The sequence below is a fragment of the Lentzea sp. NBRC 105346 genome (assembly GCF_030269605.1).
GTDB lineage: Bacteria > Actinomycetota > Actinomycetes > Mycobacteriales > Pseudonocardiaceae > Lentzea.
In genome coordinates this window covers 158,474-184,107 of the sequence record NZ_BSTQ01000017.1, presented here as the reverse complement: position 1 = coordinate 184,107, position 25,634 = coordinate 158,474, and the positions used below count along the sequence as shown (strand labels likewise).

25 protein-coding genes are annotated in these 25,634 nt (G+C 67.2%); 17 read left to right on the top strand and 8 right to left on the bottom strand.

Going from position 1 to position 25,634, the window contains the following annotated elements:
* Positions 1–67 precede the first annotated feature (67 nt).
* Positions 68–1,111 (top strand): recombinase RecA, encoded by a 1,044-nt coding sequence (gene recA, locus QSK35_RS31935; protein ID WP_285751333.1) that lies wholly within the window; start codon positions 68–70, stop codon positions 1,109–1,111.
* 32 nt (positions 1,112–1,143) lie between these two features.
* Complete coding sequence (locus QSK35_RS31930; RefSeq protein WP_285751332.1) at positions 1,144–1,677, top strand: regulatory protein RecX; 534 nt, start codon at positions 1,144–1,146, stop codon at positions 1,675–1,677.
* Here the strand turns inward: QSK35_RS31930 and QSK35_RS31925 are convergent.
* Positions 1,674–2,483, bottom strand: a complete 810-nt coding sequence (locus QSK35_RS31925; protein ID WP_285751330.1) for a S1 family peptidase — start codon at positions 2,481–2,483, stop codon at positions 1,674–1,676. The genes QSK35_RS31930 and QSK35_RS31925 overlap by 4 nt on opposite strands.
* 148 nt (positions 2,484–2,631) lie before the next feature.
* Here QSK35_RS31925 and QSK35_RS31920 point away from each other — a divergent pair, with 148 nt between their 5' ends.
* The 3 genes from QSK35_RS31920 (at position 2,632) to QSK35_RS31910 (ending at position 5,358) form a co-directional block, all read left to right on the top strand.
* Positions 2,632–3,417, top strand: a complete 786-nt coding sequence (locus QSK35_RS31920) for an RNA ligase family protein (RefSeq protein ID WP_285751328.1) — start codon at positions 2,632–2,634, stop codon at positions 3,415–3,417.
* Positions 3,404–4,546, top strand: coding sequence for an AAA family ATPase (locus QSK35_RS31915; protein ID WP_285751327.1), 1,143 nt, complete (start codon positions 3,404–3,406; stop codon positions 4,544–4,546). Before QSK35_RS31920 ends, QSK35_RS31915 begins: the two co-directional genes overlap by 14 nt.
* A gap of 170 nt (positions 4,547–4,716) precedes the next feature.
* Positions 4,717–5,358 carry an HAD family hydrolase gene (locus QSK35_RS31910; protein WP_285751325.1) on the top strand — a complete coding sequence of 214 codons (642 nt, stop codon included), beginning with the start codon at positions 4,717–4,719 and terminating at the stop codon, positions 5,356–5,358.
* Here QSK35_RS31910 and QSK35_RS31905 read toward each other — a convergent pair.
* On the bottom strand, positions 5,355–6,551 hold the full coding sequence (locus QSK35_RS31905; protein WP_502881749.1) for a DUF4142 domain-containing protein: 1,197 nt from the start codon (positions 6,549–6,551) through the stop codon (positions 5,355–5,357). The two genes, QSK35_RS31910 and QSK35_RS31905, sit on opposite strands and share 4 nt — an antisense overlap.
* Before the next feature lie 260 nt (positions 6,552–6,811).
* Here QSK35_RS31905 and QSK35_RS31900 point away from each other — a divergent pair, with 260 nt between their 5' ends.
* The 3 genes from QSK35_RS31900 to QSK35_RS31890 all read left to right on the top strand — a co-directional run bounded on the left by QSK35_RS31900 (position 6,812) and on the right by QSK35_RS31890 (position 10,454).
* Positions 6,812–7,336, top strand: coding sequence for a sigma-70 family RNA polymerase sigma factor (locus QSK35_RS31900; RefSeq protein ID WP_285751416.1), 525 nt, complete (start codon positions 6,812–6,814; stop codon positions 7,334–7,336).
* 4 nt (positions 7,337–7,340) lie between these two features.
* A complete protein-coding gene (locus tag QSK35_RS31895; RefSeq protein ID WP_285751322.1) occupies positions 7,341–7,715 on the top strand; it encodes a zf-HC2 domain-containing protein in 375 nt (124 codons plus the stop codon).
* Positions 7,716–7,916: 201 nt separating this feature from the next.
* On the top strand, positions 7,917–10,454 hold the full coding sequence (locus QSK35_RS31890) for a LuxR C-terminal-related transcriptional regulator (protein ID WP_285751321.1): 2,538 nt from the start codon (positions 7,917–7,919) through the stop codon (positions 10,452–10,454).
* Here QSK35_RS31890 and QSK35_RS31885 read toward each other — a convergent pair.
* The 4 genes from QSK35_RS31885 to edd form a co-directional block, all read right to left on the bottom strand.
* Positions 10,414–11,649 (bottom strand): MFS transporter, encoded by a 1,236-nt coding sequence (locus tag QSK35_RS31885; RefSeq protein ID WP_285751320.1) that lies wholly within the window; start codon positions 11,647–11,649, stop codon positions 10,414–10,416. The genes QSK35_RS31890 and QSK35_RS31885 overlap by 41 nt on opposite strands.
* A complete protein-coding gene (locus QSK35_RS31880; RefSeq protein WP_285751319.1) occupies positions 11,649–13,616 on the bottom strand; it encodes a PEP/pyruvate-binding domain-containing protein in 1,968 nt (655 codons plus the stop codon). The genes QSK35_RS31885 and QSK35_RS31880 overlap by 1 nt, the downstream gene beginning before the upstream one ends.
* A 117-nt stretch (positions 13,617–13,733) precedes the next feature.
* Complete coding sequence (gene eda, locus QSK35_RS31875; RefSeq protein ID WP_285751318.1) at positions 13,734–14,354, bottom strand: bifunctional 4-hydroxy-2-oxoglutarate aldolase/2-dehydro-3-deoxy-phosphogluconate aldolase; 621 nt, start codon at positions 14,352–14,354, stop codon at positions 13,734–13,736.
* A gap of 3 nt (positions 14,355–14,357) precedes the next feature.
* Positions 14,358–16,202: a phosphogluconate dehydratase gene (gene edd, locus QSK35_RS31870; protein ID WP_285751317.1), complete on the bottom strand. Its 1,845-nt coding sequence runs from the start codon at positions 16,200–16,202 to the stop codon at positions 14,358–14,360.
* 205 nt (positions 16,203–16,407) lie between these two features.
* Between edd and QSK35_RS31865 the strand changes: the two genes are divergently transcribed.
* The 9 genes from QSK35_RS31865 (at position 16,408) to QSK35_RS31825 (ending at position 24,003) form a co-directional block, all read left to right on the top strand.
* Positions 16,408–16,701 (top strand): Rv0250c family protein, encoded by a 294-nt coding sequence (locus tag QSK35_RS31865; RefSeq protein ID WP_285751316.1) that lies wholly within the window; start codon positions 16,408–16,410, stop codon positions 16,699–16,701.
* A 94-nt stretch (positions 16,702–16,795) separates the two neighbouring features.
* Positions 16,796–17,560, top strand: a complete 765-nt coding sequence (sdhC, locus tag QSK35_RS31860; RefSeq protein ID WP_285751315.1) for a succinate dehydrogenase subunit SdhC — start codon at positions 16,796–16,798, stop codon at positions 17,558–17,560.
* 8 nt (positions 17,561–17,568) lie between these two features.
* Positions 17,569–19,437 carry a fumarate reductase/succinate dehydrogenase flavoprotein subunit gene (locus QSK35_RS31855; protein ID WP_285751313.1) on the top strand — a complete coding sequence of 623 codons (1,869 nt, stop codon included), beginning with the start codon at positions 17,569–17,571 and terminating at the stop codon, positions 19,435–19,437.
* Positions 19,434–20,183, top strand: coding sequence for a succinate dehydrogenase/fumarate reductase iron-sulfur subunit (locus QSK35_RS31850; RefSeq protein WP_285751311.1), 750 nt, complete (start codon positions 19,434–19,436; stop codon positions 20,181–20,183). Before QSK35_RS31855 ends, QSK35_RS31850 begins: the two co-directional genes overlap by 4 nt.
* Before the next feature lie 264 nt (positions 20,184–20,447).
* Positions 20,448–20,642, top strand: coding sequence for a hypothetical protein (locus QSK35_RS31845; protein ID WP_285751309.1), 195 nt, complete (start codon positions 20,448–20,450; stop codon positions 20,640–20,642).
* Positions 20,636–21,148 (top strand): DUF6879 family protein, encoded by a 513-nt coding sequence (locus QSK35_RS31840; RefSeq protein WP_285751307.1) that lies wholly within the window; start codon positions 20,636–20,638, stop codon positions 21,146–21,148. The genes QSK35_RS31845 and QSK35_RS31840 overlap by 7 nt, the downstream gene beginning before the upstream one ends.
* Positions 21,132–21,989, top strand: coding sequence for a helix-turn-helix domain-containing protein (locus QSK35_RS31835; protein WP_285751306.1), 858 nt, complete (start codon positions 21,132–21,134; stop codon positions 21,987–21,989). Before QSK35_RS31840 ends, QSK35_RS31835 begins: the two co-directional genes overlap by 17 nt.
* Positions 21,990–22,029: 40 nt before the next feature.
* Entirely contained in the window at positions 22,030–22,308 is a 279-nt protein-coding gene (locus QSK35_RS31830; protein ID WP_285751305.1) for a hypothetical protein, read from the top strand.
* Positions 22,309–22,443: 135 nt separating this feature from the next.
* A complete protein-coding gene (locus QSK35_RS31825; protein WP_285751304.1) occupies positions 22,444–24,003 on the top strand; it encodes a CocE/NonD family hydrolase in 1,560 nt (519 codons plus the stop codon).
* A gap of 42 nt (positions 24,004–24,045) precedes the next feature.
* On the opposite strand, the gene QSK35_RS31820 is transcribed toward QSK35_RS31825, so the two are convergent.
* Positions 24,046–24,942, bottom strand: a complete 897-nt coding sequence (locus QSK35_RS31820) for an amino acid ABC transporter permease (RefSeq protein WP_285751303.1) — start codon at positions 24,940–24,942, stop codon at positions 24,046–24,048.
* Positions 24,939–25,586 carry an amino acid ABC transporter permease gene (locus tag QSK35_RS31815; RefSeq protein ID WP_285751302.1) on the bottom strand — a complete coding sequence of 216 codons (648 nt, stop codon included), beginning with the start codon at positions 25,584–25,586 and terminating at the stop codon, positions 24,939–24,941. The genes QSK35_RS31820 and QSK35_RS31815 overlap by 4 nt, the downstream gene beginning before the upstream one ends.
* Positions 25,587–25,634 lie beyond the last annotated feature (48 nt).

Sequence of the window (25,634 nt, the reverse complement as noted above, 5' to 3'; positions counted from 1 at the left end):
AGACCCTGTCCGTAGCGTCAGGTCCAACATGACGAAACAAAGGCCTAAGACAGGACGAGGTGGATCCGTGGCACCTGCAGCACCCGACAGGGACAAGGCGCTCGAGCTGGCGCTGGCGCAGATCGACAAGCAGTTCGGCAAGGGCTCGGTGATGCGGCTCGGCGAAGAGGGCCGCGCTCCGATCGAGGTCATCCCGACCGGTGCGATCGCGTTGGACGTGGCGCTCGGCATCGGCGGTCTGCCGCGCGGCCGGGTCGTCGAGATCTACGGCCCGGAGTCCTCCGGTAAGACGACCGTCGCGCTGCACGCGGTCGCGAACGCCCAGAAGAACGGCGGCATCGCGGCGTTCATCGACGCCGAGCACGCGCTCGACCCCGAGTATGCGAAGAAGCTGGGCGTCGACACCGACGCGCTGCTCGTCTCGCAGCCCGACACCGGTGAGCAGGCGCTGGAGATCGCGGACATGCTGGTCCGCTCCGGCGCGCTGGACATCCTGGTCATCGACTCGGTCGCCGCGCTCGTGCCGCGCGCCGAGATCGAGGGCGAGATGGGCGACAACCACGTCGGCCTCCAGGCCCGCCTGATGAGCCAGGCGCTGCGCAAGATCACCGGTGCGCTCAACGCGTCCGGCACGACCGCGATCTTCATCAACCAGCTGCGCGAGAAGATCGGCGTGATGTTCGGCTCCCCGGAGACCACGACCGGTGGTAAGGCGCTGAAGTTCTACGCCTCCGTGCGTCTGGACGTGCGCCGCATCGAGACCCTGAAGGACGGCGGCGAGCCCGTCGGCAACCGCACCAGGGTCAAGGTCGTGAAGAACAAGGTCGCGCCGCCGTTCAAGCAGGCCGAGTTCGACATCCTGTACGGCAAGGGCGTCAGCCGTGAGGGCTCGCTCATCGACATGGGCGTCGACCAGGGCATCCTGCGCAAGTCCGGTGCCTGGTACACCTACGAGGGCGACCAGCTGGGGCAGGGCAAGGAGAACGCCCGCAAGTTCCTGCTGGAGAACCCGGACATCGCGAACGAGATCGAGAAGCGCATCAAGGACAAGCTGGGCATCGGCGCGACGCTCGACGCCGACGACACGGCTCCGGCGCCGACCGAGTTCTGATGACTGAAGAGGAGTTCGGGAGGTCGCCCCGGATGAGCGACTTCCCGGAGACCTCGCCGCCGTCTGCCGAGCAGCGGCCGTCAAACACCGAGGCTCGCCGGGCGAAGGACATCTGCTACGCGCTGCTCACCGCCCGGCCGCGCACTCGGCTGGAGCTGCGCAACGCGTTGCTGCGCAAGGGCATCACCGAGTCCGTCGCGGACGAGGTGCTCGGCAAGTTCGACCGCGCCGGCCTGATCGACGACGCGGCGTTCGCCGAGATCTGGGTCCGCTCCCGCCACGAGCACCAGGGCCTCGGCCGTCGCGCGCTCGCGATGGAGCTGCGGCGCAAGGGAGTCGACGACGCGGTGGTGGCGGAAGCCGTCGCCGCCGTCGACTCCGACGCCGAGGAGTCTCGCGCTCGCGACCTCGTGCGCAAACGTCTGCGCACGATGGACGGTCTCGACGAGACGACCAAGATCCGTCGGCTCGTGGGGGCGTTGGCGCGCAAGGGGTACAGCGAGGGGATGGCGTTCAGGGTGGTGCGCGAGGAGCTGCGCACCACCGCTCTGGACGACCAGTTCTAGCTTTGCGGTTTCGGGAGCGTGCAGCCCGGCAGTGACAGGTTCAGCGTCGTGCCGGGGCCGAAGCAGGCGCTGATGTGGAAGGTCTCCTGGCCGTAGTTGGTGCCCTTGCGGACGGTCACGGCACCGGACTGGTCGACCTCACACGGGTTGTTCAGCGTGCAGCGCTCGCCGCTCTCGTTGCCGGTGTTGTTGACGCCCACGACCTTCCCGCCCGCCACGTCGACGACCGGTGAACCCGAGGTGCCGCCGATGGTGTTGCAGGACTGCGTGTAGCGGATCGAGTCCTTCCAGGTCCACTGCGCTTCCTTGAGCTGGTAGGCGAAGCCGTCGACCTTGCAGGTGTAGATCCGCTTCCAGTAGCCGGAGACGACCTTGATGTCCGAGCCGGCTACAGGGTGCGTCGTGGACAGTTCGAGCGCGCGGATCTTGTACTGCTGCTCGATCTGCGCGTACGTGGTGTTGAGCTGGTAGAGCGAGACGTCGGTGCCGCTCATCGTCGCGTACGCCAGCCTGGCCGCGCGCAGGGTGCCCGCCGAGCCGCCGGTGGGAGTGAGCAGGGTGAACGTGCGGGACGACGCCTGGTTCACGATCACCTCGTTCGCGCCCATGAACTTGACGCAGTGGCCGTTGCTCATGACCAGGGCGCGGTCACCGGGCGCCGACTTCGGGGTGCGGACCAGCGAGCCGGAACAGTTGTTCAACGCCACGATTCCGGTGAAGTCGATCGGCGCCGCCTGCGCGGGGGCGGCGCAGACCGCCAGTGCCACCACCGCGGTCAGCAGGGAGCCGACAAGTCGTCGTGCCATATGCAGGGTTCCTTTCAGGAAAATGGCATCCGGTGCCAGCTTGTTGCGGATCGTAGTCACGCCGCTACGTCCGGAAGTCTGGTGAGGGCGACGCGGTCGTGTGAAAACCCGTGGCATTCACCCGAAGCTTTCGGATACAACCGGCGGCATGCTGCTCAAGTACCCGCGGACGCCGCACCTCGAGGGCTCCCGCCGCCAGCCGGGCGACGAGGACCTCGACTCGGTGCCGTTCACGGCTGTCCGGGGGCGGCACCTCGTGGTCGAGGAGAAGCTCGACGGCGCCAACGCGGGCATCAGCTTCACCGGCGATGGAGAGCCGCGGCTGCAGAGTCGCGGTCACTTCCTGGCGGGCGGGCATCGCGAACGGCAGTTCACACAGCTCAAGGCTTGGGTCGCGGCGCACCGCGACAGCCTGTGGCGCAGCCTCGGCACGCGGTACGTGCTGTACGGCGAATGGCTGTACGCCAAGCACACCGTGTTCTACGACGCGTTGCCGCACTACTTCTGCGAGTTCGACCTTCTCGATCGCGCCACGAACGAGTTTCTCTCGACACCGAGGCGCCGGGAAGTGCTCCGGGGCACGCCCGTCGTGTCGGTTCCCGTGCTGCACGAAGGCGCGCTGGCGAACATCAAGGCCCTGACGAGCCTGGTCACGACGTCGACGTGTCGCACCGCGAACTGGCGCGACACCCTCGCCGAGACCGCGCGGGCCCACGGGCTGGACCCCGAGCGGACCCAGCGCGAGACCGACGCCGACGACCACATGGAAGGCCTGTACATCAAGGTCGAGGAGGACGACCTGACCGTCGCCCGCTACAAGTGGGTGCGGCCGACCTTCCTCACCGCGGTGCTCGACTCGGGCAGCCACTGGCAGGACCGGCCGATCCTGCCCAACCGGCTCGCGGACCCGGCGGTGATGTATGCGGGTCTTTGAGGAGCTCTGCCCGAAGCCGCCGCACTGGACGGTCGACTGGCGGGCGATCCACCAGGAGTTCGCGTGGGTGCGGCAGCTGGACGGGGTGCCGCAGGACGCCGTTCATCATGCCGAGGGAGATGTCGCCACACACACCCGCATGGCGTGTGAAGCGCTTGCGCGGCAACGGGAATGGCGCGATCGATCCGAGGAGGACCGCGTGCTGCTGTTCGCCGCGGTGCTGCTGCACGACTCGGCGAAGCCGTTCCGCACCCAGGTGGACGGTGACCGGATCACCGCGCACGGCCACTCGCGAGCGGGTGATCTGCTGGCCCGCCGGATCCTGTGGGAACTCGACGTGGCATCCCGTCAGCGGGAGCATGTCGCCGCACTCGTGCGGCACCACCAGGTGCCGTTCTGGGGTTTGGAGCGGCCGGACCTCGAGCGCATCGCGTTCCGCGTGAGCCTGCTGGCACGCAACGACGATCTCGCGATCCTCGCCACCGCGGACATCGAGGGCCGCGTCTGCGGCGACACCGCCGAGGTGCTCGAGAACATCGCGCTGTACCGGGACTACTGCCGTGAGCTGGACTGTCTGGACCGCCCGAGGACGTTTCCCAGCGACCATGCACGGTTCCGGTACTTCCGCACGCCCGGCCGCGATCCGAACTACGCGGCGTACGACGACACTCGCGTCGATGTGACTGTCCTTTCCGGACTTCCGGGCGTCGGCAAGGATCACTGGATCGCGCAGAACCGCCCGGACTGGCCGGTCGTGAGCCTCGACGCGGTGCGCGACCAGCTCGGCGCGGACCCGGCGGGCGACCAGCGGGCCGTTGCCGCGCGAGCGTTCGAGCTCGCCCGCGATCACCTGCGCGCCAAGCGGCCGTTCGTCTGGAACGCCACCAACATCTCGCGTCAGATGCGCGACCGCTGCATCGGCCTCGCCGCCGGCTACCACGCGCGGATCACGCTCGTCGGTCTCGAGGCGCCGCCGGCCACGCTGCACGCCCGCAACCGTGCGCGGACCGAACCCGTGCCGCGGACGGTGATCGACCGGCTCGCCGCCAAGTGGGAGGCGCCGGACCCGACGGAGGCGCACATCGTCGAGCTCGTCGACACCCGTTCACCCGGACGAGTGGATCGATGACAGGTTTGCTAATGGATCATGATGGGCACTCGATACGGGAACATCAGAGTGTCCTGGAGAGTGGACGGAACGTGATTTCCCTCATGTGGCAGGCGATCCGCTTCGAGATCGTCAACCTGGTCAGCTGGAAACCAGTTTGGTACGCCAGTGCCAGAAGGTAGTGTCGCGGCGTGGACATCAAGCACGTCGTGTGGGACTGGAACGGCACGATCCTCGACGACAACCACGCGGTACTCGCGGCGGTCAACAACGTGTGCGCCGGCTTCGGCCGGGCGCCGATCACGATGGAGTACTGGCAGGAGATCTTCAGCCGGCCGCTGTTGCAGTGCTACGAGCGTCTGCTCGAGACGAAGCTGACCGAACAGGACTGGGCGCGGATCGACAAGCTGTACCACGACGAGTACCGGCAGCTGCTCGCCATCTGCCGGCTCGCCAAGGGAGTGCCGGACCACCTGCACGCGTGGCGTGAGTCCGGGCGCACCCAGTCCCTGTTGTCCATGTGGTTCCACGACGAACTGGTCCCGCTCGTCACGGAGTACGGGCTCACCGAGCTGTTCGACCGGATCGACGGGCTGAGGCTCGCCACCGGCGGCGGGTCGAAGGCCGAGCACCTCGGGGAGCACCTCGAGGCGCAGCGGGTCGACCCGAAGCACACCGTCCTCATCGGCGACGTCGTCGACGACGCCGAGGCGGCGCGCAGCGTCGGCGCGCGGTGCGTGCTCGTCGCGACCGGTGTGATGAACCGGCGGGCTCTGGAGGCGACCGGTATGCCGGTCGCCGGCTCGATTCCCGAGGCTCTCGAGCGGATCTAACGCCGGTGCTCGCCGTGGTGGCCGACGGCTCGGACGAGCCAGAGCGTGCCCGCCGCGGCGACGATCAGCACGATGATGCCGGTGAGCACCCCGTTGTTGCTCGACTCCTCGACTGGCGACGGGGACTGCGCGCTCGCCTTCGGCGCCGGTGCCGGCGCTCCGGCGGAGAGCGAGTCGGAGCTGACGAGGCCGGTGCTCTCCAGCAGGGTCATCTGGTTGAGCAGGAGATCGAGCGAGCTGCCCGCCAGGTCGCGTACGGCGTTGTCCCGCGTGCTCGCACGTGACTCGGCGACGGCCGTGATCAGTGAGCCGTCGGCGGCGCGCAGCAGGTTCGCGTACGTGCGGTCGAGTTCGGGGCCGGAGCTCTTGGAGATCGCGTTGGCCCACGACTTCTGTTCGGCCGTCGGTTCGTCGGGGAGGGTGACGCCCGCCTTCGCGGCGAGGTCGTAGATCTTCTGCGACAGGGCGGTGTGTTCCCTGGCGACCTTCTCGCTCACGTTCCGCACACGGTTGTCGGCGGCGCGGTCGGCGGCCTCCCGGCTGATCGGGGCCTGCCACAACGTGTCCTGACGCAATTTCACGTACAGTTCCCGGTCCGCCGGGTCGACGTTGTCCGCGATTATCCGGACGGCGTTCACCTCGGCCTTCTTCGCGTTCAACTGGAATGCCTTCGGGTCGACCAGGCCGGTGGCCTCGATGGTCTGCATTCCGCGCAGCAACATGTGAACGGTCAAATGTGCGAGCGTGCGCAGCGCGCTGTTGCGGGTGGTCGCCCGGATATTCGCGCCCTGGACCAGGAGAGTGCCCTGGGCGGCGCGAATCGTCGTCGCGAACGCGCGGTCATGATCGGTACCGGTCCGGGCGCCCAGTTCGACAATTCGGGACTGTTGTTCGTTGCTCGGGTCGTTCGGCAACACGACGCCGACGTCGCCCGCCGCCTTCAGAATGTCGATATCGAGCCGGGAATGTGCGTCGAACAGTTCCTTGGCGGCCGTTCGGACGGTTTCGTTGGTGGTCTGGTCGGGGGCCTGACGAGTGGTCGGAAGAATCCAGACGTTCGCTTGTCGTAATGCGATGAGAAACATTCGGTCGGCATTGTTGATCTCCGACTGCTGTGCGCTCGCCGAGGTGGCGGCGACAATGCACAGAGTGACTGAAGCCAAGAAACCGGTGATTGTGACCCGGAGCCCCATGGTTGCTCGTTCCTCCCGACTTCGAGCTGCCTTCGAAGGAGATACGTGCTGGTGGTGCCGTGGTTCACGATCGATGCAATGATCAATATGTGACGTGGATCACATAACTTTAGTCGAACCATTCGGGCCCGATTTACGTACCCGAGAGGCTTTCGTGTTCGCGTAGTAAGGTGGGCTTGATTCCGCCTTCGGAACACGTCGCTTCAGGATCTGCCGCCCGCAGCGAGACGTTTCCGATCTCCGGGGAGGTCGCACGCTCCATGGGAAATCTGGCCAGAGCTTCAGGGGCCCAAGACGAGGAATTGCTGACTCTGCTCTACGGGCAGTTCCAGCGGATGCTCTTCTCGCAGGTGCTCTGTCTGACCAACTACGACCGGCAGTGGACCGAGGACGTCGTCCAGGAGACTTTGATCAGGGCCTGGCAGAACTCCGACAATCTTGTTCGGGAACCGGGCATGTTACGTGGCTGGCTTTCCACCGTCGCCCGCCGGATTGTCATCGACGGATGGCGCAGCCGGCAGGCGCGGCCACAGGAAGTCGAATTGACGAGACCGGACATCGCCGAATCGCCCGACGATACCGAGCAGACACTTTCCGTCATGGTGATCACCGATGTGATCCGCCAATTGAGTGACGAACACCGTCAAGCAATCTACGAAACGTACGTTCTCGGTCGCACGGTGAAGGAGGCGGCGTTGGTTCTGGGGGTACCGGAAGGAACCGTCAAGTCCCGGCTGTACAAGGCGATGCACACGATCCGCCGGGCTTTGCAGGACAGGAGCTAGGGAGATGGAGTCAGGCACGCGCCATGATGATGTGGCCGCGTACGCCCTCGGCGTCCTCGCACCGGAGGACGCCGAGGCGTTCGAGTGGCACCTAACCCGGTGCGGGGACTGTCAGCGCGAGATGGACGAGTTCTCCAGCTTCGCCCCGCTGCTGCGGGAGCCCTCGGCCAGGGCCGCGCTCGCCATGTCGGTGCGCGCGCCGCTGTGCAAGGTCGCGAGAAGCCTGCTGCTCGTCGCCGCGGGGTTCGTCGTCGCAGTCGCCGCGGTGCTGTCCGTCGTGGAGTCGCTGGCCGCGGGCAACGGCGGCACGCAACCGCAGGTCGTCGAGGTCGACGCCCAGGGTCATTCCGCTGTCATCCCGCAGCTGCGGCATGTGTGACCTGGTGAGCAGGCGCGTCAGGGCCTGCCAGCCCTGCCTCAGCCTGTCCAGGATCATCTGTTGCTCCGCTGTTCCACGAACTGTTACCTCTCGGTAAGTTTGCCCGATCGGGTGACGGAGGTCTCTACGGTCCACACCGAAGGAATCCGAAGCCCTCCGAAGCCCTGCTCCCTTCGGTACCGAAGATCGGAGTCGTTTGCGGTGACCACGCCACTGGTGGGACGTGAGAACGAACTGTCCTTTCTGCGCGGACTGCTGACCGACGCCGTCGGCGGCACCGCGTCCTGCGTGGTGATCGCGGGCGGCATCGGCGCGGGCAAGACCGCGCTGCTGGACGCGATGACGGCGCAGGCCCAGCAGCTGGGCTTCAAGGCCCGGTCCGCCCGCTGCTCCCGGCTGGAGAGCCACCTCAGCGGCGGCGTCGTCCGGCAGCTCGCCGCCTGCCTCGACAACGAGCTGGACCTGGAGGAGCTGTACGAGCGGGTCCTCGGCACCGTCCAGAAGGCGCCCCTGCTGATCGCCATCGACGACGTGCACCTCGCCGACACGTGGTCCAAGCGGGCCGTCGCGTTCATCCGCCCCCGCCTGGACCGGCTGCCGGTCGTCATCGCACTCTGCGTCGCGCAGGGCCATCCGGCGCTGGACGAGGTCTCGTTACCCGAGATCACCGGTGCCGACCCGCACCGCATCGAGCTCGGCGGCCTCGATGTCGACGCTGTCCGTCAGCTCACCGACAAGGACCCCGAAGCGGCGCACGAGGCCACCGCGGGCAACCCCTACCTGCTGCACCAGCTGCTGCGCGAACCCGGTGACGTGCGCACCGCCGGCTCGGCCTCGGTCGGCGAGACGCTGCGCGCGCGGCTGCGAGACTTCGACGGGGCCGCCGAGGTCGTCCGCTCCGCCGCCGTGCTCGGCGAGGACGCGACCATCGCGCTGTTGTCGGCGCTTACGGGGTTCGACGTGCTGCCGTCGGTGGACCCGTTGGTGCGCATGGGAATTCTCGCCGACACCGACCCGCTCACGTTCGCGCAGCCGTTCGTGCGCAACAGCATCCTCGCCGACATGCCGGTCGCCGTCCGCAGCGCCGGTCACGCCCGCGCCGCCTGGCTGCTCTACGAGTCGGACGCACCCGACGAGCGGATCGCCGACCACGTGCTCAAGGCTCGCTCGGTCCGGCTGCCGTGGGCCGTCGACGTGCTGCGCGAGGTCGGTCGGGTCGAACACCTCGAACGCGCGCTCGAGGAACATCTGTCCGAAGAGGACAAACTGGCCGTGCAGGTCGAGCTCGGCCACGTGCGGCACCTGATGGACCCGGCCGAGGGCCGCGACATGATCCGCGACGCGCTGGCCCGCGCGGAGGACCCGCACCTGGCCGCGCACACCGCGCTGAACCTGATTCTGCGGATGTGCAGCCGCTCGGACGCGCATCTCGCCGTGTCGCTGGCGATCCTGGTCGTCGGCCGGCTCATGCCCGAGGACCGGGACCTGGTGTGGCACATCGTGTGCGCCACCTACCTGATGGCCGCGGGCCGTGAGCCGCAGATGGCGCACTGCGCAGCCAAGTACTACGATGATCTGATCGGTGAGACCCCGCGGGACCCGGCGTTGCAACGGTCGCGGTCCGCGCTGCTGGCCATCGGGAACTCCCGCCGCGGCGACTCGGCCACCGAGGCCGTCGAGCACGCCCTTGAGGCGCTCGACGGCGAGTGGATCGACGTGCTCGGCGAGCCGTTCGTGTTCACGTTCCTGCTGCCCGTGCTGACCGACCACCCGGACCACACCGGCCGGTTCTGGCGTGCGCTGAGCAGCGCGCCCGTGTCGCACGACCCGCACCTGCGGCAGGGCGTGCTGACCATGATCGCGCGTGGCGCCGCGTTCCACGCGACCGGTGACCTCGCCCGCGCCTACACGTTTCTCACGCAGCCCGCGAGCGGCGATCCGGAGTGCCCGGCCGTGTTGCTGGCCTCGGCCAAGCTCGCCGAGGTGTGCATCGAGATGGGCCAGTTCGACGAGGCTCTGCCGCTCGTCGCGCACGACGGGGAACTGTTGCAGCACAGCCACATCCTCTACGCGCGCGGCCGGCTCAAGCTCGCGTCGTGCCACCCCGAGGGCGCGCTGGAGGACCTGCTGGAGTGCGGCCGTCGCCTCGAACAGCTCGACATCCACAACCCCGCGCTGATGCCGTGGCGGCACCACGTCGTGCGCGCGCACCTCGCGCTCGGCAACCGCGACGAGGCGTTGCGGGTGGCTCAGGAGGACCTCGACCTGGCCAAGCGCTGGGGCACGCCGAAGGTCATGGGCATCGCGCTGATCGGCGTCGGGATCGCGACCGAGGACGTGAAGGTGCTCGCCGAGGCGTGCGACGTACTCGACGCGTCACCGCACAAGCTGCTGCACGCCCAGGCGCTCTACTGGCTCGGACTGCACCTGCGCCGCAAGGGAAAGCCCGACGAGGCCATGCCGCACCTGCGGCGCGCGCTGGACATGGCGCGGTCGTGCGGCGCGCACCCGCTGGCGAAGCTGGCCAGCGACGAGGTGCGTGACGACGGCGAGCAGATGCAGGGCCTGACCAAGCAGGAGAACCGCGTCGCGCGGATGGCGGCGCAGGGCCTGACGAACCGGCAGATCGCCGAGACCCTGCACCTCACCCGCCGCACGGTGGAGCTCCACCTGTCCGGGGTCTACCGCAAGCTCGGTATCAACGGACGGGCTGAGCTCGTCGCCGCCTTGTGGTCCTGACCGCGAGCAGCAGTGCCGCGAGCAGGGCCATGAGTCCGACGCTGACGAAGCACGACAGCAGCAGGAACTCGTTGAGCCGCCCACCGGCGAGGTACGCGCCGAGCGCCACGGCGACGACGGCACACACCGCACGGTCCATGATGGACTCCATCGACAACAGCGTTGCCCGGTAACGGGAATCCGGGATCGCGTCGTTGAGGAGCTTCTTCTGGATCGGGAAGCTCATGCCCGCGGTGACCGAGAACAGGCACAGCAGCACGATCGTCACGATGCCGTTCGCGGGCACGATCAGACCGATGGACAGCGCCATCACGATCGTCAGCAGGAACACCGACCGCGCCGGGCCGATCTTCTTCGACAACCAGTGCGGCCGGGCCGCGCTGACCGCCTCGAAGATCGTCATCGCGGCGAGCACCGAGCCGTACCAGTTGACCGACACGGACTTCGACTCGAGCGCCGGCTGGAACAGGTTGACCTGCATGATCCGCACCAGGGTGAACATCGCGATGCCCTGGATCATCAGCAGCAGCAACCAGCGCGACGACTTCAACGCCGAGAACGCGCCGCCGACGCCCGCGAGGAGCTTGGACGTCTTGCCTTCGGTGCGCTGCCAGCCCGGGATGGGCGGCAGCTTCAGCGCGAACACCACGGCGATGAACGCGTTGATGGCCGTGAGCCAGTAGGGCGACGGCATGTTCCACTGCATCAGCAGACCGATGACCGGCCAGTACACGATCTTGCCGACGAGGCTGTACGACCGGCCGACGCCCTCGACCTTCAGGTAGAGGTGCCCGGCGTTGTGCGCGTTCAGGTACTCGTACAGGTACGCGCTCTGCGCGCCGGAGATCAGCGACCGCGCGAGCGCGATCAGCAGGAAGTGCACCAGGAACCCGGTGTAGTTCCCGGCGAACACCGGCACCATGTTCGCCACCACGAGCACGCCCGCGCCGAGCCACAGCGAGGTGCGGTAGTCGAAGCGGTCCGCGACCATGCCGGTCGGGATCTCCATGAGGCAGAACGCGATGTAGTAGATCGACTGGATGCCGAAAATCTCGGCGTCGGACATGCCGAGCTGCTTCTGGTACTCGTAGAAGATCGGTACCCACAGCAGCAGGCCGAAGAAGAACTGGAAGCCGTACGTCAGGCGGACGGCCCGCGCCACATCCGGAGTCGCCGGTACGCGAAGACCGAGCATCAGATCGAGTACGGCCGCAGCTGGAGCACGTAGAGGATCTCGTCGGTGGCGAGCCACTCGATGTCGACCGGCGAGTCGAACGTGTAGTCCGGCGAGAAGTGCGACTGCAGCAGGCGGCCCACGATCGCCAGGCGCTGCAGCTGGGCGTGCCCGGCCTCGGACAGGTCCTCCTTCGCGTCACCCAGCGACACGGTGCGGCCGCCGCCCTCGACGGTGCTGTAGAGGAACTGCATCGGCAGCTTCGAACCGTCGACGACGTCGGTGACCTTCGGCGAGACGTTGACGTAGACGTTGCGGAAGTCGTTGCGGTTCATCGGGTTCGTCGTCACGAGGACGCCGCCGAAGTCCGCCTCGACCTGCTCCTGGATGACGACGCCCATGAAGCAGTCGTCCAGCGAGATGCCCGCCTGCTGGCGCAGCCGCACGCTCCGCGCGGACACCAGCGACGCCCACACCTCCTTGACGCTCTGCACGATCTTCTCGGCGGTGGAGACGTGGTTGTACGACTCGTAGATGCCCGCCGCGGAGAACCCGGCGAGGTCCTCGGCGTTGGACGAGCTGCGCACCACGAAGTTGCGCACGCCCGCGAGGTGCGAGATCAGCGCGGTGTCCAGCTCGCTCAGGATCCGGTCCGGCACGCGCGTCTGGCGGATCATCCGCTGCAGCTCCACGCAGAGCGGCTCGATCTCCTTGGCGTTGAGCTCCAGCGCCATCTTCAGCTTGCCGATCTGCTGCTGGATCTTCGGCGAGCCCTCGAGGAACCGCTGCTGCAACGAGAACGGCAGCGCGATGCCGCGCGGCACGCGCACCCGCTTGGCGATCAGCTGCTGTGCCGCGGCGACCAGGTCGGCGTGCTCCGGAACGTCGAGCAGCTTCGCCAGGTACGGCATGAGGTTGTCCCGCGGCGGGCGCGGGACCTGGAAGAAGCCGAGCAGGCGGCGCGGGGTCTCGGTGGCCAGCACGTGGTGCAGCTCGCCGAGGTTCGCGGCCTTGGTGCCGTAGCGGTGGCTGTCGTTGTAGCGGATCTGCGCGAGGTTGACGATCGGGACGTCGTAGGCCTCGGGCTCCTCCAGCGAGATGCGCTGGGCGTACCAGGCGGGCCGTTTGCCGATGTCCTCCGGCTCGTCGATCAGCCGCAGCCCGACGTTGGCGCCGGCCGCCGACACCTCGTACTCGACCCACTGGCCGTCGAGGTTCTCCCGGTCGATGAGGTCGAACGCGCCGATCTGGATGGCGTTCGGAATGGACCAGCCGGTGGCGAGCACGTTGGTGTGCGACAACGGGGTCGTGTGCTCGGCGTTGATGATGCCCGCGAGCCGCGGAATGTCGTCCGGAACGCGGTGCATGACGACGATGTCGTACCACTCGAGCGTGTTCTTGCGGTACTCGTCCTCGGTGCGGAACGCGCGCAGCCGCCCGCGCGCCTTTCCGGGGTTCAGGGCGACGAACTGCGCGGAGGAGAACAATTCATGCGCGAGGATGCGCGGCAGTTCGTCGGCCGGGATCGCCGCGACGGCCTGTTCCTGAAGGTGGTTCGCCGGCTTGAACAGCAACGGCAGCGCGGGGTCCAGGTGGTCGCGCACGAAGCCGTGGAAGAACCGGATCATCTCGACCGACATGGTGTCGACCTCGACGGTCTCCAGCGAGAAGATGCGCTTCTCGCCGCGGATGTGCATGGACAGGATGCCGAGGAAGAAGCGCCGGTCGGGGTCGTGGTAGAAGCCCTGGTTGTACTCGTCGATGCGGGCCTGCATGTCCTCCTGGGACACGCCGAGGATCTCCACGCCGATGTAGTAGGCGTGAAACGCGTAGCGCGCGTTGTTCAGGAAGTGGATCGTCTTCGTCTGGCGGTCGACGACGACCTTCACGAACGAATAGCCACCGAGACTTCCGGAAAGCTGGTTGAATGCGGACAGCGTCAGCTGCTCGCCAACCAGACCCGCGACGTCGGCTTCCTGGACAGGCACACCTGCTCCTCTCGTGCGTCTTTGCAACGAGCAAGTGTGACACGGTGATCTTGGTGTGTATTCCCGGGAATTCGTCTCATATGGGCCTGACGAGCGGGTTTGAGGGTCAGGCGTGGTCTAACCCACAAGGGACGCTGCCGCTTTTGCCAGCGTCTCAATTCGTGCCCAGTCGCCGGCGGCCAATGCGTCTTTCGGAGCTAGCCACGAGCCGCCGACGCAGCCGACGTTCGGCAGCTTCAGGTAGTTCGGCGCGGTTTCCGGGGTGATGCCGCCGGTCGGGCAGAACCGGACGTGCGGGATCGGGCCGCCGATCGACTTCAGGTAGTCGACGCCGCCGGCCGCCTCGGCGGGGAAGAACTTCAGCGCGGTGAGGCCGCGTTCGGCCAGCCGCATCACCTCGGACACCGTCGCCGCGCCCGGCAGGAACGGCAGGCCGGTCGCCTCGGCGGCGTCCAAGACCCGGTCCGTCGTGCCGGGCGTGACGAGGAACTTCGCGCCCGCCTTCGCGGCCTGCTCGGCGTGTTCGGGTGCGGTGACCGTGCCCGCGCCGATCACGATGTCCGGAACCTCGGCCGCGACCCGTTCGATCGCCTCCAGCGCGGCGGGCGTGCGGAGCGTCAGCTCGATCACGCCGATGCCGCCGCGCAGCAACGCCTGCGCCAGCGGAACCGCGTGCGCCGCGTCGTCGACGACGACCACCGGGATGACGGGCGACAGCTCGAGCAGGTGGGCGCTCACGGGTCAGACCTCCTGGAAGAAGTGGTCAGGGGTGATCGGGCCGAAGACCGTGGCACCACGATCCGCCGGACCGACCGCTCGCCGCAACGCGCCGAACAGTTCGCGCCCGGTGCCGACCCACTCGCGGCCGGTCGGCGGGAAGTCCACGAGCGGTCGCTGCGCGAGTTCGCGCGCGTCGACCAACACCTCGAGCGTGCCCCGCCGGGCGTCGAGCCGCACGACGTCGCCGTCCTGGACGCGCGCGAGCGGGCCGCCGACGGCGGCTTCGGGGGTGACCTGGATGGCGGCCGGGATCTTGCCCGACGCGCCGGACATGCGGCCGTCGGTGACGAGCGCGACCTTGAAGCCCCGGTCCATCAGCACGCCCATCGGCGGCGTCAGCTTGTGCAGCTCGGGCATGCCGTTGGCCTGCGGACCCTGCTGACGCACGACGACCACGACGTCGCGATCGAGCTCGCCCGCCTGGAAGGCCTCCTGGAACGCCTCCTGCGTCGTGAACACCCGCGCGGGCGCCTCGACGACGCGGTCGTCGTCGGCGACGGCGGAGACCTTGATGACGGCGCGGCCGAGGTTGCCCGACAGCACGCGCAGGCCGCCGTCCGCGGCGAACGGCTGATATGCAGAACGCAATATATTGGTGTCCAGGGATCGGCCGGGGCCGTCGCGCCAGACGAGCTCGTCGTCGACGAGCGCGGGTTCCTGCCGGTAGCGGTCGAGGCCGGGACCGGCGACGGTCTGGACGTCGGGGTGCAGCAGCCCGGCGTCGAGCAGGGTGCCGACGACGAACTGGACGCCGCCCGCGGCCTGGAAGTGGTTGATGTCGGCGCTGCCGTTCGGGTAGACGCGGGCGATCAGCGGCACCACCGACGACAGGTCGGCGAAGTCGTCCCAGGCGAGCTCGATGCCCGCGGCCGCCGCGATCGCGACGAGGTGCATCGTGTGGTTGGTCGAGCCGCCGGTCGCGAGCAGCGCGACGACGCCGTTCACGATCGCCTTGACGTCGACGACGTCGGCGAGCGTCACCCGTTCACGGGCGAGCTCGACGGCGCGGCGGCCGGCGTGCTCGGTGAGCGCGCGACGCAGCCCGGTGCCCGGTGGCACGAACGAGGCGCCGGGCAGGTGCAGGCCCATGACCTCGACGACCATCTGGTTCGAGTTCGCCGTGCCGTAGAACGTGCAGGTGCCGGGCGAGTGGTACGACTGCGCCTCGGCTTCGAGCAGGTCCTCGCGGGTGGCCTTGCCCTCGGCGTAGAGCTGCCGGACGCGGGCCTTCTCCTTGTTGGACAAACCGGACGCCATCGGGCCGGCGGGCACGAGGATCGCCGGCAAGTGACCGAACGAGAGTGCGCCGATCAGCATGCCGGGCACGATCTTGTCGCACACGCCGAGCAAGAGCGTCGCGTCGAACATGTCGTGCGACAGCGCCACCGCCGTCGACATCGCGATCACATCGCGGCTGAACAGCGACAGCTCCATGCCGTCACGGCCCTGGGTGATGCCGTCGCACATCGCGGGCACGCCGCCGGCGAACTGCGACACGCCGCCGTTCGAGCGAACCGCGTCCTTGATCCACGCCGGGTAGTCCCGCAACGGCTGGTGCGCCGACAGCATGTCGTTGTACGAGGAGACGATCGCGACGTTGGGCCTGCGCAGCTGACGCAGCTTCTCCTTGTCGCCGCCGGTGATGCCCGCGAACCCGTGCGCCAGGTTGCTGCAGGCCATGCCAGTGCGGGACGTGCCGTCCTGTTGAGCACGGGCGACACGCTGCAAGTAGGCCGAACGGGTGTCGATGCTGCGCGCGGCGATCCGGGCGGTCACCTCGTTGATCACGGGGTGCAGTTCGCTCATGCGTCTCTCCAGGGGATCACAGGTCGGACGACGACTCTGGCGTCCCATGGCTGGCGTGACGGCAGCAACAGTAGGTGATGAGGGCCCGGTCCTTCAAAAACGATTCAGTAACTGGGACGGCTGTGGTGCTTGTCACGTGACGCGTGTCACGGCAGCATGCAGCACACGACCCGCAAGACCTCGGGACGGGGACGGAGGTGCCCTCATGACATCGACTGAGATCGTCGAGCTGCGCCGGGTGATCGGCCAGCTGCGCCACTGTGTGTCCGCGCTGCGCGGCCGATATGGCGACGTGGCGGCGGTGCAGCGGCTCGCCAACGACGTCGAGCGGATGGACATCGACGCGACGGAGCTCGTCGACATCGACAGCACACCGCGCCAGCGCGAGGCTCCGAGGGTCGAACGGGAGGTGGTCGTCGTGCCCGACACGCCGTACGACGAGTCCCTCTGGAAGGACGCAGACGACGAAGGACTGGGTGGGTACCGTCAGGGTTCCTGACCCAGCGGTCTTCACGGCCCCCGCCGGACGCGGGGGCCGTCGCTTTCCACCCAGACGGTTTGTTCACAGCGTTGTGAAAAACGAAAGGTGAGGCATGGCGAGGGCAGAAATCGCCGCTCGTACGTTGCGCACTGACCGGTGGTGGCTGCCGCCCCTGACGACGTTCGTCGGGCTGCTGCTCATCTCGATCTACGCGGCGTTCCGCACATTCCAGGGCGACTACTACTGGGTCGACCAGTACCACTACCTCACACCGATGTACTCCCCGTGCCTCAGCGAGGAGTGCCTGCCCGCGGCGGCGCACTTCGGCCGGCCGCTGCCCGAGCTCCCCGGCTTCCTCACCCCGCCGGTGATCATTCTTCCGTTCCTGCTCGGGTTCCGCGTGACCTGCTACTACTACCGCAAGGCCTACTACCGGGCGGCGTGGATGTCCCCGCCCGCGTGCGCCGTGGCCGAGCCGCACACCAAGTACACCGGTGAGACGCGGTTCCCGTTGATCGCGCAGAACCTGCACCGCTACTTCTTCTACGCGGCCTCGATCCTGCTGCTGATCAACATCTACGACGCGATCGTCGCCTTCGGCACCGGTGTCGGGCTCGGCAACATCATCCTGCTCGTCAACGTCGGGCTCCTCGGCGCGTACACGCTGTCGTGCCACTCGTGCCGGCACATCGCGGGCGGGCGGTTGAAGCACTTCTCGAAGCATCCCGTGCGGTACTGGATGTGGACCCAGGTCTCGAAGCTCAACAACCGGCACATGTTGCTGGCGTGGACTTCCCTGGTGTTCGTCTGCCTCACGGACCTGTACGTCGCGCTGGTCGCATCGGGGACGATCTCCGACCTCCGCATCATCAACTAGGAGTGGTTTTGCCCGAGGTGGAACGGCATTCGTTCGACGTCCTCGTGATCGGTGCCGGCGGTGCCGGTCTGCGTGCCGCGATCGAGGCCCGTGAGCACGGCATGCGCACGGCGGTGCTCTGCAAGTCGTTGTTCGGCAAGGCCCACACCGTGATGGCCGAGGGCGGCATCGCGGCGGCGATGGGCAACGTGAACTCGTCCGACAGCTGGCAGGTGCACTTCCGCGACACCATGCGCGGCGGCAAGTTCCTGAACAACTGGCGGATGGCGGAGCTGCACGCGCAGGAGGCGCCGCAACGGGTGTGGGAGCTGGAGACCTACGGGGCTCTCTTCGACCGCACCAAGGACGGCAAGATCTCGCAGCGCAACTTCGGCGGTCACGAGTACCCGCGGCTCGCGCACGTCGGCGACCGCACGGGGCTCGAGCTGATCCGCACGCTGCAGCAGAAGATCGTGTCGTTGCAGCAAGAGGACTTCGCCGAGTTCGGCCACTACGAGGAACGCCTGCGCGTGTTCCAGGAGTTCACCGTCACCGACCTGGTGGTCGAGGAGGGCCGGATCGCCGGCGCCTTCGGCTACTGGCGCGAGTCCGGCCGGTTCGTGCTGTTCGAGGCGCCCGCGGTGATCCTGGCGACCGGTGGCATCGGCAAGTCGTTCAAGGTCACGTCGAACTCGTGGGAGTACACGGGTGACGGCCACGCGCTCGCGCTGCGCGCGGGTGCGAAGTTGATCAACATGGAGTTCATCCAGTTCCACCCGACCGGGATGGTCTGGCCGCCTTCGGTGAAGGGCATCCTCGTCACCGAGTCGGTCCGCGGTGACGGTGGCGTGCTGCGCAACACCGAGAACAAGCGCTTCATGTTCGACTACATCCCCGAGGTGTTCAAGGACAAGTACGCGGACAACGAGGAGGAAGCCGACCGCTGGTACACCGACCAGGCGAACAACCGGCGCCCACCGGAGCTGTTGCCCCGCGACGAGGTCGCCCGTGCGATCAACTCCGAGGTCAAGGCCGGGCGCGGGTCACCGCACGGCGGCGTGTTCCTCGACGTCTCGACCCGCCTGCCCGCCGAGGAGATCCGGCGCCGGCTGCCGTCGATGCACCACCAGTTCAAGGAACTGGCCGACGTGGACATCACCGCGCAGCCGATGGAGGTCGGCCCGACCTGCCACTACGTGATGGGTGGCGTCGAGGTCGACCCGGACACGGCGGCGTCGTCGGTCAACGGGCTGTTCGCGTGCGGCGAGGTGTCCGGCGGCATGCACGGCTCGAACCGCCTGGGCGGCAACTCGTTGTCCGACCTCCTGGTGTTCGGCCGTCGCGCCGGTGAGGGCGCGGCTTCCTACGTGCGCGGGCTTTCCGAACGTCCGTCCGTTTCGGACGAAGCGGTGGCGCGGGCCTCGGAGACCGCGCTGGCGCCGTTCCAGGCGGAGGGCGGGGAGAACCCGTACACGCTGCACATGGAGCTGCAGCAGTCGATGAACGACCTCGTCGGCATCATCCGTCGTGAGTCGGAGATGCAGGAGGCGTTGGAGCGCCTGGAGAAGCTGAAGGAACGCGCCCAGTCGCTGTCCGTCGAGGGCCACCGGCAGTTCAACCCCGGCTGGCACCTGGCACTGGACCTGCGGAACATGCTGCTGGTGTCGGAATGTGTTGCTCGCGCGGCGTTGCTGCGAACGGAGTCGCGCGGCGGGCACACCCGTGACGACGCACCGGCGATGTCCGCGGACTGGCGGCGCAAGCTCCTGGTCTGCTCGCTGGACGGGACGCGGGTGAACGTCGAGGAACAGGCCCAGATCCCGATCCGCAAGGACCTGCTGGACCTGTTCGACCGCGCCGAGCTGGAGAAGTACCTCACGCCGGAGGAGTTGTCATGAGCTACCAGGGCAAGTTCCGCGTGTGGCGGGGTGACGACACCGGTGGCGCGCTGGAGGACTTCACCGTCGAGGTGAACGAGGGCGAGGTCGTCCTCGACATCATCCACCGCCTGCAGGCCACCCAGGCCCCGGACCTGGCCGTGCGCTGGAACTGCAAGGCGGGCAAGTGCGGCTCGTGCTCGGCGGAGATCAACGGCAAGCCGCGGCTGCTGTGCATGACCCGCATGTCGACCTTCACCGAGGACGAGGTCATCACCGTGACGCCCATGCGGACGTTCCCGGTGATCCGCGACCTCGTGACCGACGTGTCCTTCAACTACACGAAGGCACGCGAGATCCCCTCGTTCACGCCGCCCAAGGACCTGGCACCCGGCGAGTACCGGATGCAGCAGGTGGACGTCGAACGGTCGCAGGAGTTCCGGAAGTGCATCGAGTGCTTCCTGTGCCAGAACACCTGCCACGTCATCCGCGACCACGAGGAGAACAAGGAAGCCTTTGCGGGGCCCCGGTTCCTGATGCGGGTCGCCGAGCTGGAGATGCATCCGCTGGACACGGCGGACCGCGTCGATTCCGCGCAGGAGTCGCACGGGCTCGGGTTGTGCAACATCACCAAGTGCTGCTCCGAGGTGTGTCCCGAGCACATCCACATCACCGACAACGCGCTCATTCCGATGAAGGAACGCGTGGCGGACCGCAAGTACGACCCCATCGTGTGGCTGGGCAACAAGCTCTTCCGCCGGTCTTGAGCCTTTCGTGGCTGACCTTGGAAATCCTCCAACCCCTACCGTCGATTTCGGGTCGACGGTAGGGGAGGTGATGGACGTGCGCGGTACTGATGGGGATGGCTCGGGCGGTTGCGACGGAGTGACGTCTTCGTAGCCGGACGGCCGGCGATCCGGTGGACTTGGCATAGCCACCGGATCGTCCCGGCGTTCAGGTCCGAACGACTTTATGCGGATCCGCGACTGAGGCTTGCTACCCACAGTGTCCACTGTGGCACTCTCGGTGTCATGAACAACCTTCGCAGGCTGGCAGGGGCATGTGAAGTGAACGGATGCGACACCATCTACGCATCCGATCGCGGCACGTTGGTGCTCCAGGGGAAGAGCGTGGTCGCCGAGGTGGAGCTCGGCGACGGGGAGCAAGCGGTCGAATTGCCCGTGGATTTGGTACGGGAAGCGCTCGCCGCTCTGGAAGGATGCTGACCATGCCGCCAAGTAACGGCCTCTTCGAGACCTATACGCGCAGCGCATTCCGGCTGGAGACGCGCCAGATTTACAACATGCCCAACGAGCAAGAGAACTTCAACAAGTTCCTCCGAGGCGAGCCGTACGACGATATGAAGTACTCGACGGACTGGAGGAATCTGGTTTCGGCGAACATTGCCGCTGGCAAGACTATGCAGCGAGCGAAGCTGGTTCGCCGTCCGTACACTGACTATACCCGCTGGTTGTTGACGATTGGTGTTCCTCGCAACACCAAGGCGGGTGAGGACTATCGAATCGTCGACATCACCGATCGAGAGCTCGACCTACCAGATCTGGACTTCTGGCTGTTCGACGAGTCTACTGTCCTGCTTCTGCACTTCAATGACGACAACACTCTCCGCGACCGAGAGGTCCTGGAGAATCCTCCGGATCTGGCGAAGTACCTCGCGTGGCGCGACTACGCCTTGGAGCACTCCGTCCCATTCAGTGAGTATTCAGCCTGACGAACAGCGACAGCGCCGTGAAGGTCTGGCGGCTGCGCTGAGACAACTACGCAAGGCGGCTGGCCTCTCGGGGGAGAGGCTGGCCGTCCGATGCGCCATGTCCCAGTCGAAGATCAGCCGGATCGAACGCGGAAAGATCCTTCCTTCGGTTGCTGATGTCGAGCGCATCCTCCGCGCCCTGCAGGTGCCTGCTGATGCCGCGCGGGAGTTGGTCGCGGTGGCGCGGGCAGCCAACATCGACTACGTGTCCTACCGGGCCTACGCAAGTATGGGCCTGTGGAAGATGCAGGACGAGATCAAGGCGCTCATCGAGTCGTCGGCGGTTGTGAAGCAGTTCCTGCCGGCCATGCCGACAGGCCTGCTGCAGCTACCCGAGTACATGCGGCTGGCCTTTTCGCCGGTTGCAAAGAGTGCCCCAGTCATCGATGTGGAGAAGGCGGTGCAGGCCCGCCTTGATTCGCAGAGAGTTCTTGGCGACGAGTCGAAGAGATTTGTATTTCTCATGACTGAGCAGGCCGTTCGCTGGCGCTATGTTGACCAGCGCGTCATGGCCCGCCAGGTCGCGCACATGGCAGAGGTGTCGACTCGGGCGAACATTGACATCGCCATTCTGCCGTTCTCCGCAGAGGTGCGTCGAGGGCCGCTGAACATCTTCTTCATCTATGACGATCGCCTGGTTGTTGCCGAGTTGTTCTCCGGTGCGGTCTCGCTGCGCGAGCCGCAAGATGTTCAGTATCATCTCGAACTGTTCGATTTCTTCTACGATCATGCGCTTACTGGTGATGACGCTACCGCATTCCTTTGGGAAGTGGCGGAAGAGTTTATGCAGAGCCGCGACTGAAAGTCGCGATCGGAGCGACCAAAGCCTTAGCGTCATTTCTGTGAGTTCTGGTGATTTCCCCGTGGAGACGGCGGCGGTGCTGAGTCTGGTGGCGGCCGGCTTCAGGTTGTTCGTACAAGGCGACCCGGACGACCCGGAGTCGCTGATCTACGTGCGTCATCGGGGGAATGCCGCGGACCTGATCCGGGTATACGGCACCGACCAGTGTGAGGCGGTGCGCCTGGTGCACCGCGGCATGACGCGGCAGACCGAGGGCACCACGCCGGAGGTCGTCAGCACCGTCCTGGGCTGGTCCGGGCTCGATATCTGGGGGAGGTGAACCACATGCGCGGTACCGATGGTGAAGGCTCGGGCGGCGTCGACGGCGCGACGTGGTCGTAACCCGGATGGGTGAGTGATCGTTGGACCGGGCGGAGGTCGTTCAGTGGTGAGCGGCCCCGCTTCGGGAGGCGAAGTGCGCTGGTTGCTGGCTGTTCTGTTGGTGCTCGGGGGCGCGACAGCGGCGAACGCCGACACGGGGTCCAAGACGACGTTGCATTTCGACGTGGTCGTGGGGCCCAACGACGACACGCACTGCGACGTCGTCGCCGACCTGTACCGGCCGGCCACGACCGCCCAGGTGCCCGCGGTGCTCACCACCAACGGGTTCGGCGGGTCGAAGGACGACCAGGCCGCGATCGCGGCCAAACTCGTGAACCGCGGGTACGCGGTGCTCAGCTACTCCGGACTCGGGTTCGGCGGCAGCGGCTGCAAGATCACGCTCGACGACCCCGACTGGGACGGCAAGGCGGGCAAGCAGCTCGTCGACTTCCTCGCGGGCACCAAGGCCGCGAAGGACGGAACGAAGATCGGCTTCGTCAAGAAGGACGGCACCGACCCCAGGGTCGGCATGATCGGCGGGTCGTACGGCGGGCAGATCCAGTTCGCGGTGGCGAGCATCGACCCACGCGTGGACGCGCTCGTCCCGGTGATCACCTGGAACGACCTGTCGTACTCGCTGGCGCCGAACAACGGTGGCAGCGGCCCCGGCGTCCACAAGCGACACTGGTCCGGCCTGTTCTTCGGCGAGGGCATCCTCGACGGCCTCACCGGCGCCACGATCGACCCCGCGCGCAACGTCGGGTGCCCCAACTTCACCGACCAGGCGTGCGCGGCCATGGCGCAGCTGCTCCTGCAGGGCTACCCGTCGCCCGAGACCACGGCGTTCGCCCGGCACGCGTCGGTCGCGAGCTACATGTCGAAGGTCAAGGCCCCCACGCTGCTGATGCAGGGCCAGGCCGACACGCTGTTCAACCTGCAGGAGGCCGCGGCCACGTACCGCGGGCTCAAGCAGCAGGGCACGACGGTCAAGATGATCTGGCAGAAGTGGGGCCACAGCGACAGCGCGCCCGCGCCCGGCGAGGAGGCCTACCTCGAGGGCCGGTACTTCGCGTGGTTCGACCGGTACCTCAAGAAGGCGTCCGTGAACACGGGGCCGGACTTCGCGTACTTCCAGGACTGGTCCGGGACGTACGACTCGGGCACCTACCCGGTCGGCACCACGCGGCAGTTCCCGCTGACCGGCGCCCAGACGTACACGAACGCGCCGGTGCCGACGAGCTACTCGGAGACCTCGGCCCTCCAGTCGTCCATTCCGGACCAGCTGTCGCCGTTGATCGACGGGCCCGGCACGTTCGCACAGTGGACGGTCCCGGTCACGCAGGACCTCGTCACGGTCGGCATGCCGGCGCTCGACCTGAACCTCGCCGCGCCGGCGGCCGAGGTCGTGTTGTTCGCGAAGCTCTACGACGTCGCGCCGGACGGCACGGTCACGTTGCAGCATCGGCTGATCTCGCCGGCTCGGGTGGATCCGGCCAAGCCGGTGCACGTCGAGCTGCCCGGCGTCGTGAAGAAGTGGCAGGCGGGGCACAGCATCCGGGTCGTGGTGGCGGCGAGTGATGCGGCCTACGCGGGCAACGTGGTGCCGATTCCCGTGACCGTCAACGGCGGCACGCTGGGGCTGCCGGTGCGCTAGATATGAAAAGGGGCGGCCACTCGGCCGCCCCTTTCACACCGGTCAGAGAGTACCGGCCCCAGGAGGCACACCGGCGCCCATGGACTCACCGAGGACTATTCCCTCGGCCTTGTTGTTGTCGAGCTTGATGACCTTCTTGTTGCGGCGGTTGCGCTTCTCCAGGTAGTTCGCGAACCACGTCAACAGCAGGCACATACCGATGTAGATCGCCGCGACGGTCAGCATCGTCGGCACGTACGGCCGCCCGAACTGCAGCTGGGAACCGAGCTGGCGGCCCCAGTTGAGCAGCTCCTCGTAGGTGATGAGGAAGCCGAGCGCGGTGTCCTTCAACAAGACCACGAGCTGGCTGACGATGGTCGGCAGCATCGCCCGCAACGCCTGCGGCAGCAGGACCAGCACCATCACCTGGGTCTTGCGCATGCCCAGCGCGTACGCGGCCTCGCTCTGCCCGCGCGGCAACGAGTTGATGCCCGCACGGAAGACCTCGGCGAGCACTGATCCGTTGTAGAGGGTCAGGCCCAGCACGACGGCCGTGAACGCGCTCATCTTGATGCCGGCCGAAGGCAGGCCGTAGTAGAAGAAGAACATCATGATCACGAGCGGGATCGCGCGGAAGCCCTCGACGATCACCGCCGCGGGCGTGCGGATCCACGCGTGGTCGGACAGGCGGGCCGCCGCGAAGATCGCACCGAAGATCATGGCGAGCACGGCGCCGAGGCCGAACGCGCTCAACGTCCGGCCGAGCGCCGTGACCAGTCCGATCTGGATCTGCTCGTACTGGATGAACTCCCACTTGCGGGCCGTGAACTGGCCCGTGTCCGCGAAGCGGTAGACCACGTACCCGACGAGCGCCGCGATCGCCAGGGCGCCGACGATGGCCAGCGTGCGGTAGCGCATCCGGGCGCGGGGGCCCGGGATGTCGAACAGGACGGAGCTCATCGCGCCACGCTCCAACGCTTCTCGAGAATCCGCTGCAGCAACGTCAGCGGCATGACCAGGATGATGAAGCCGGCCGCCACCCAGAGCAGTCCCACCAGGACGTTCTCACCCTGCTCGGACAACGCGTCGCGGATGCGGCCCGCCTCGGCGACGGAGAAACCCGCGGCGACGGTGGTGTTCTTCAGCAACGCGATCAGCGTGCTCACCATGGGCGGCACCACCGAGCGCATCGCCTGTGGCAGCACGATGTTGCTGAGCATCTGGCCGAACGTGAGGCCCAGCGCGCGGGACGCCTCGGCCTGACCGATCGGCACGGTGTTGATGCCGGAGCGCACGACCTCGCAGATGAACGCCGACGTGTACAGCGTCAGCGCGACGACCGCACTGGTGAAGAAGTCGAACTTGATGATCTCCAGGTACGGGTACGCGAAGACGAAGAACACGAACACCAGGGTCAGCGGCGTGTTGCGGACCACGGTCACGTACGTCGTGCCCACCGCGCGGAACACCGGCACCGGGCTGACCCGCAGCATCGCCAGGATCGTGCCCAGCACGAGCGACAGGACGCCGGAGATGAGGAAGAGCCGCAACGTGGTGCCGAACCCGCTGAGGAACAGGTCCAGGTTGTTGGTGAGAACGCTCATGGGGTTCCTTGCCGTCCGGGAAACGGGGCGGCCGGTGAACCCGCGTGC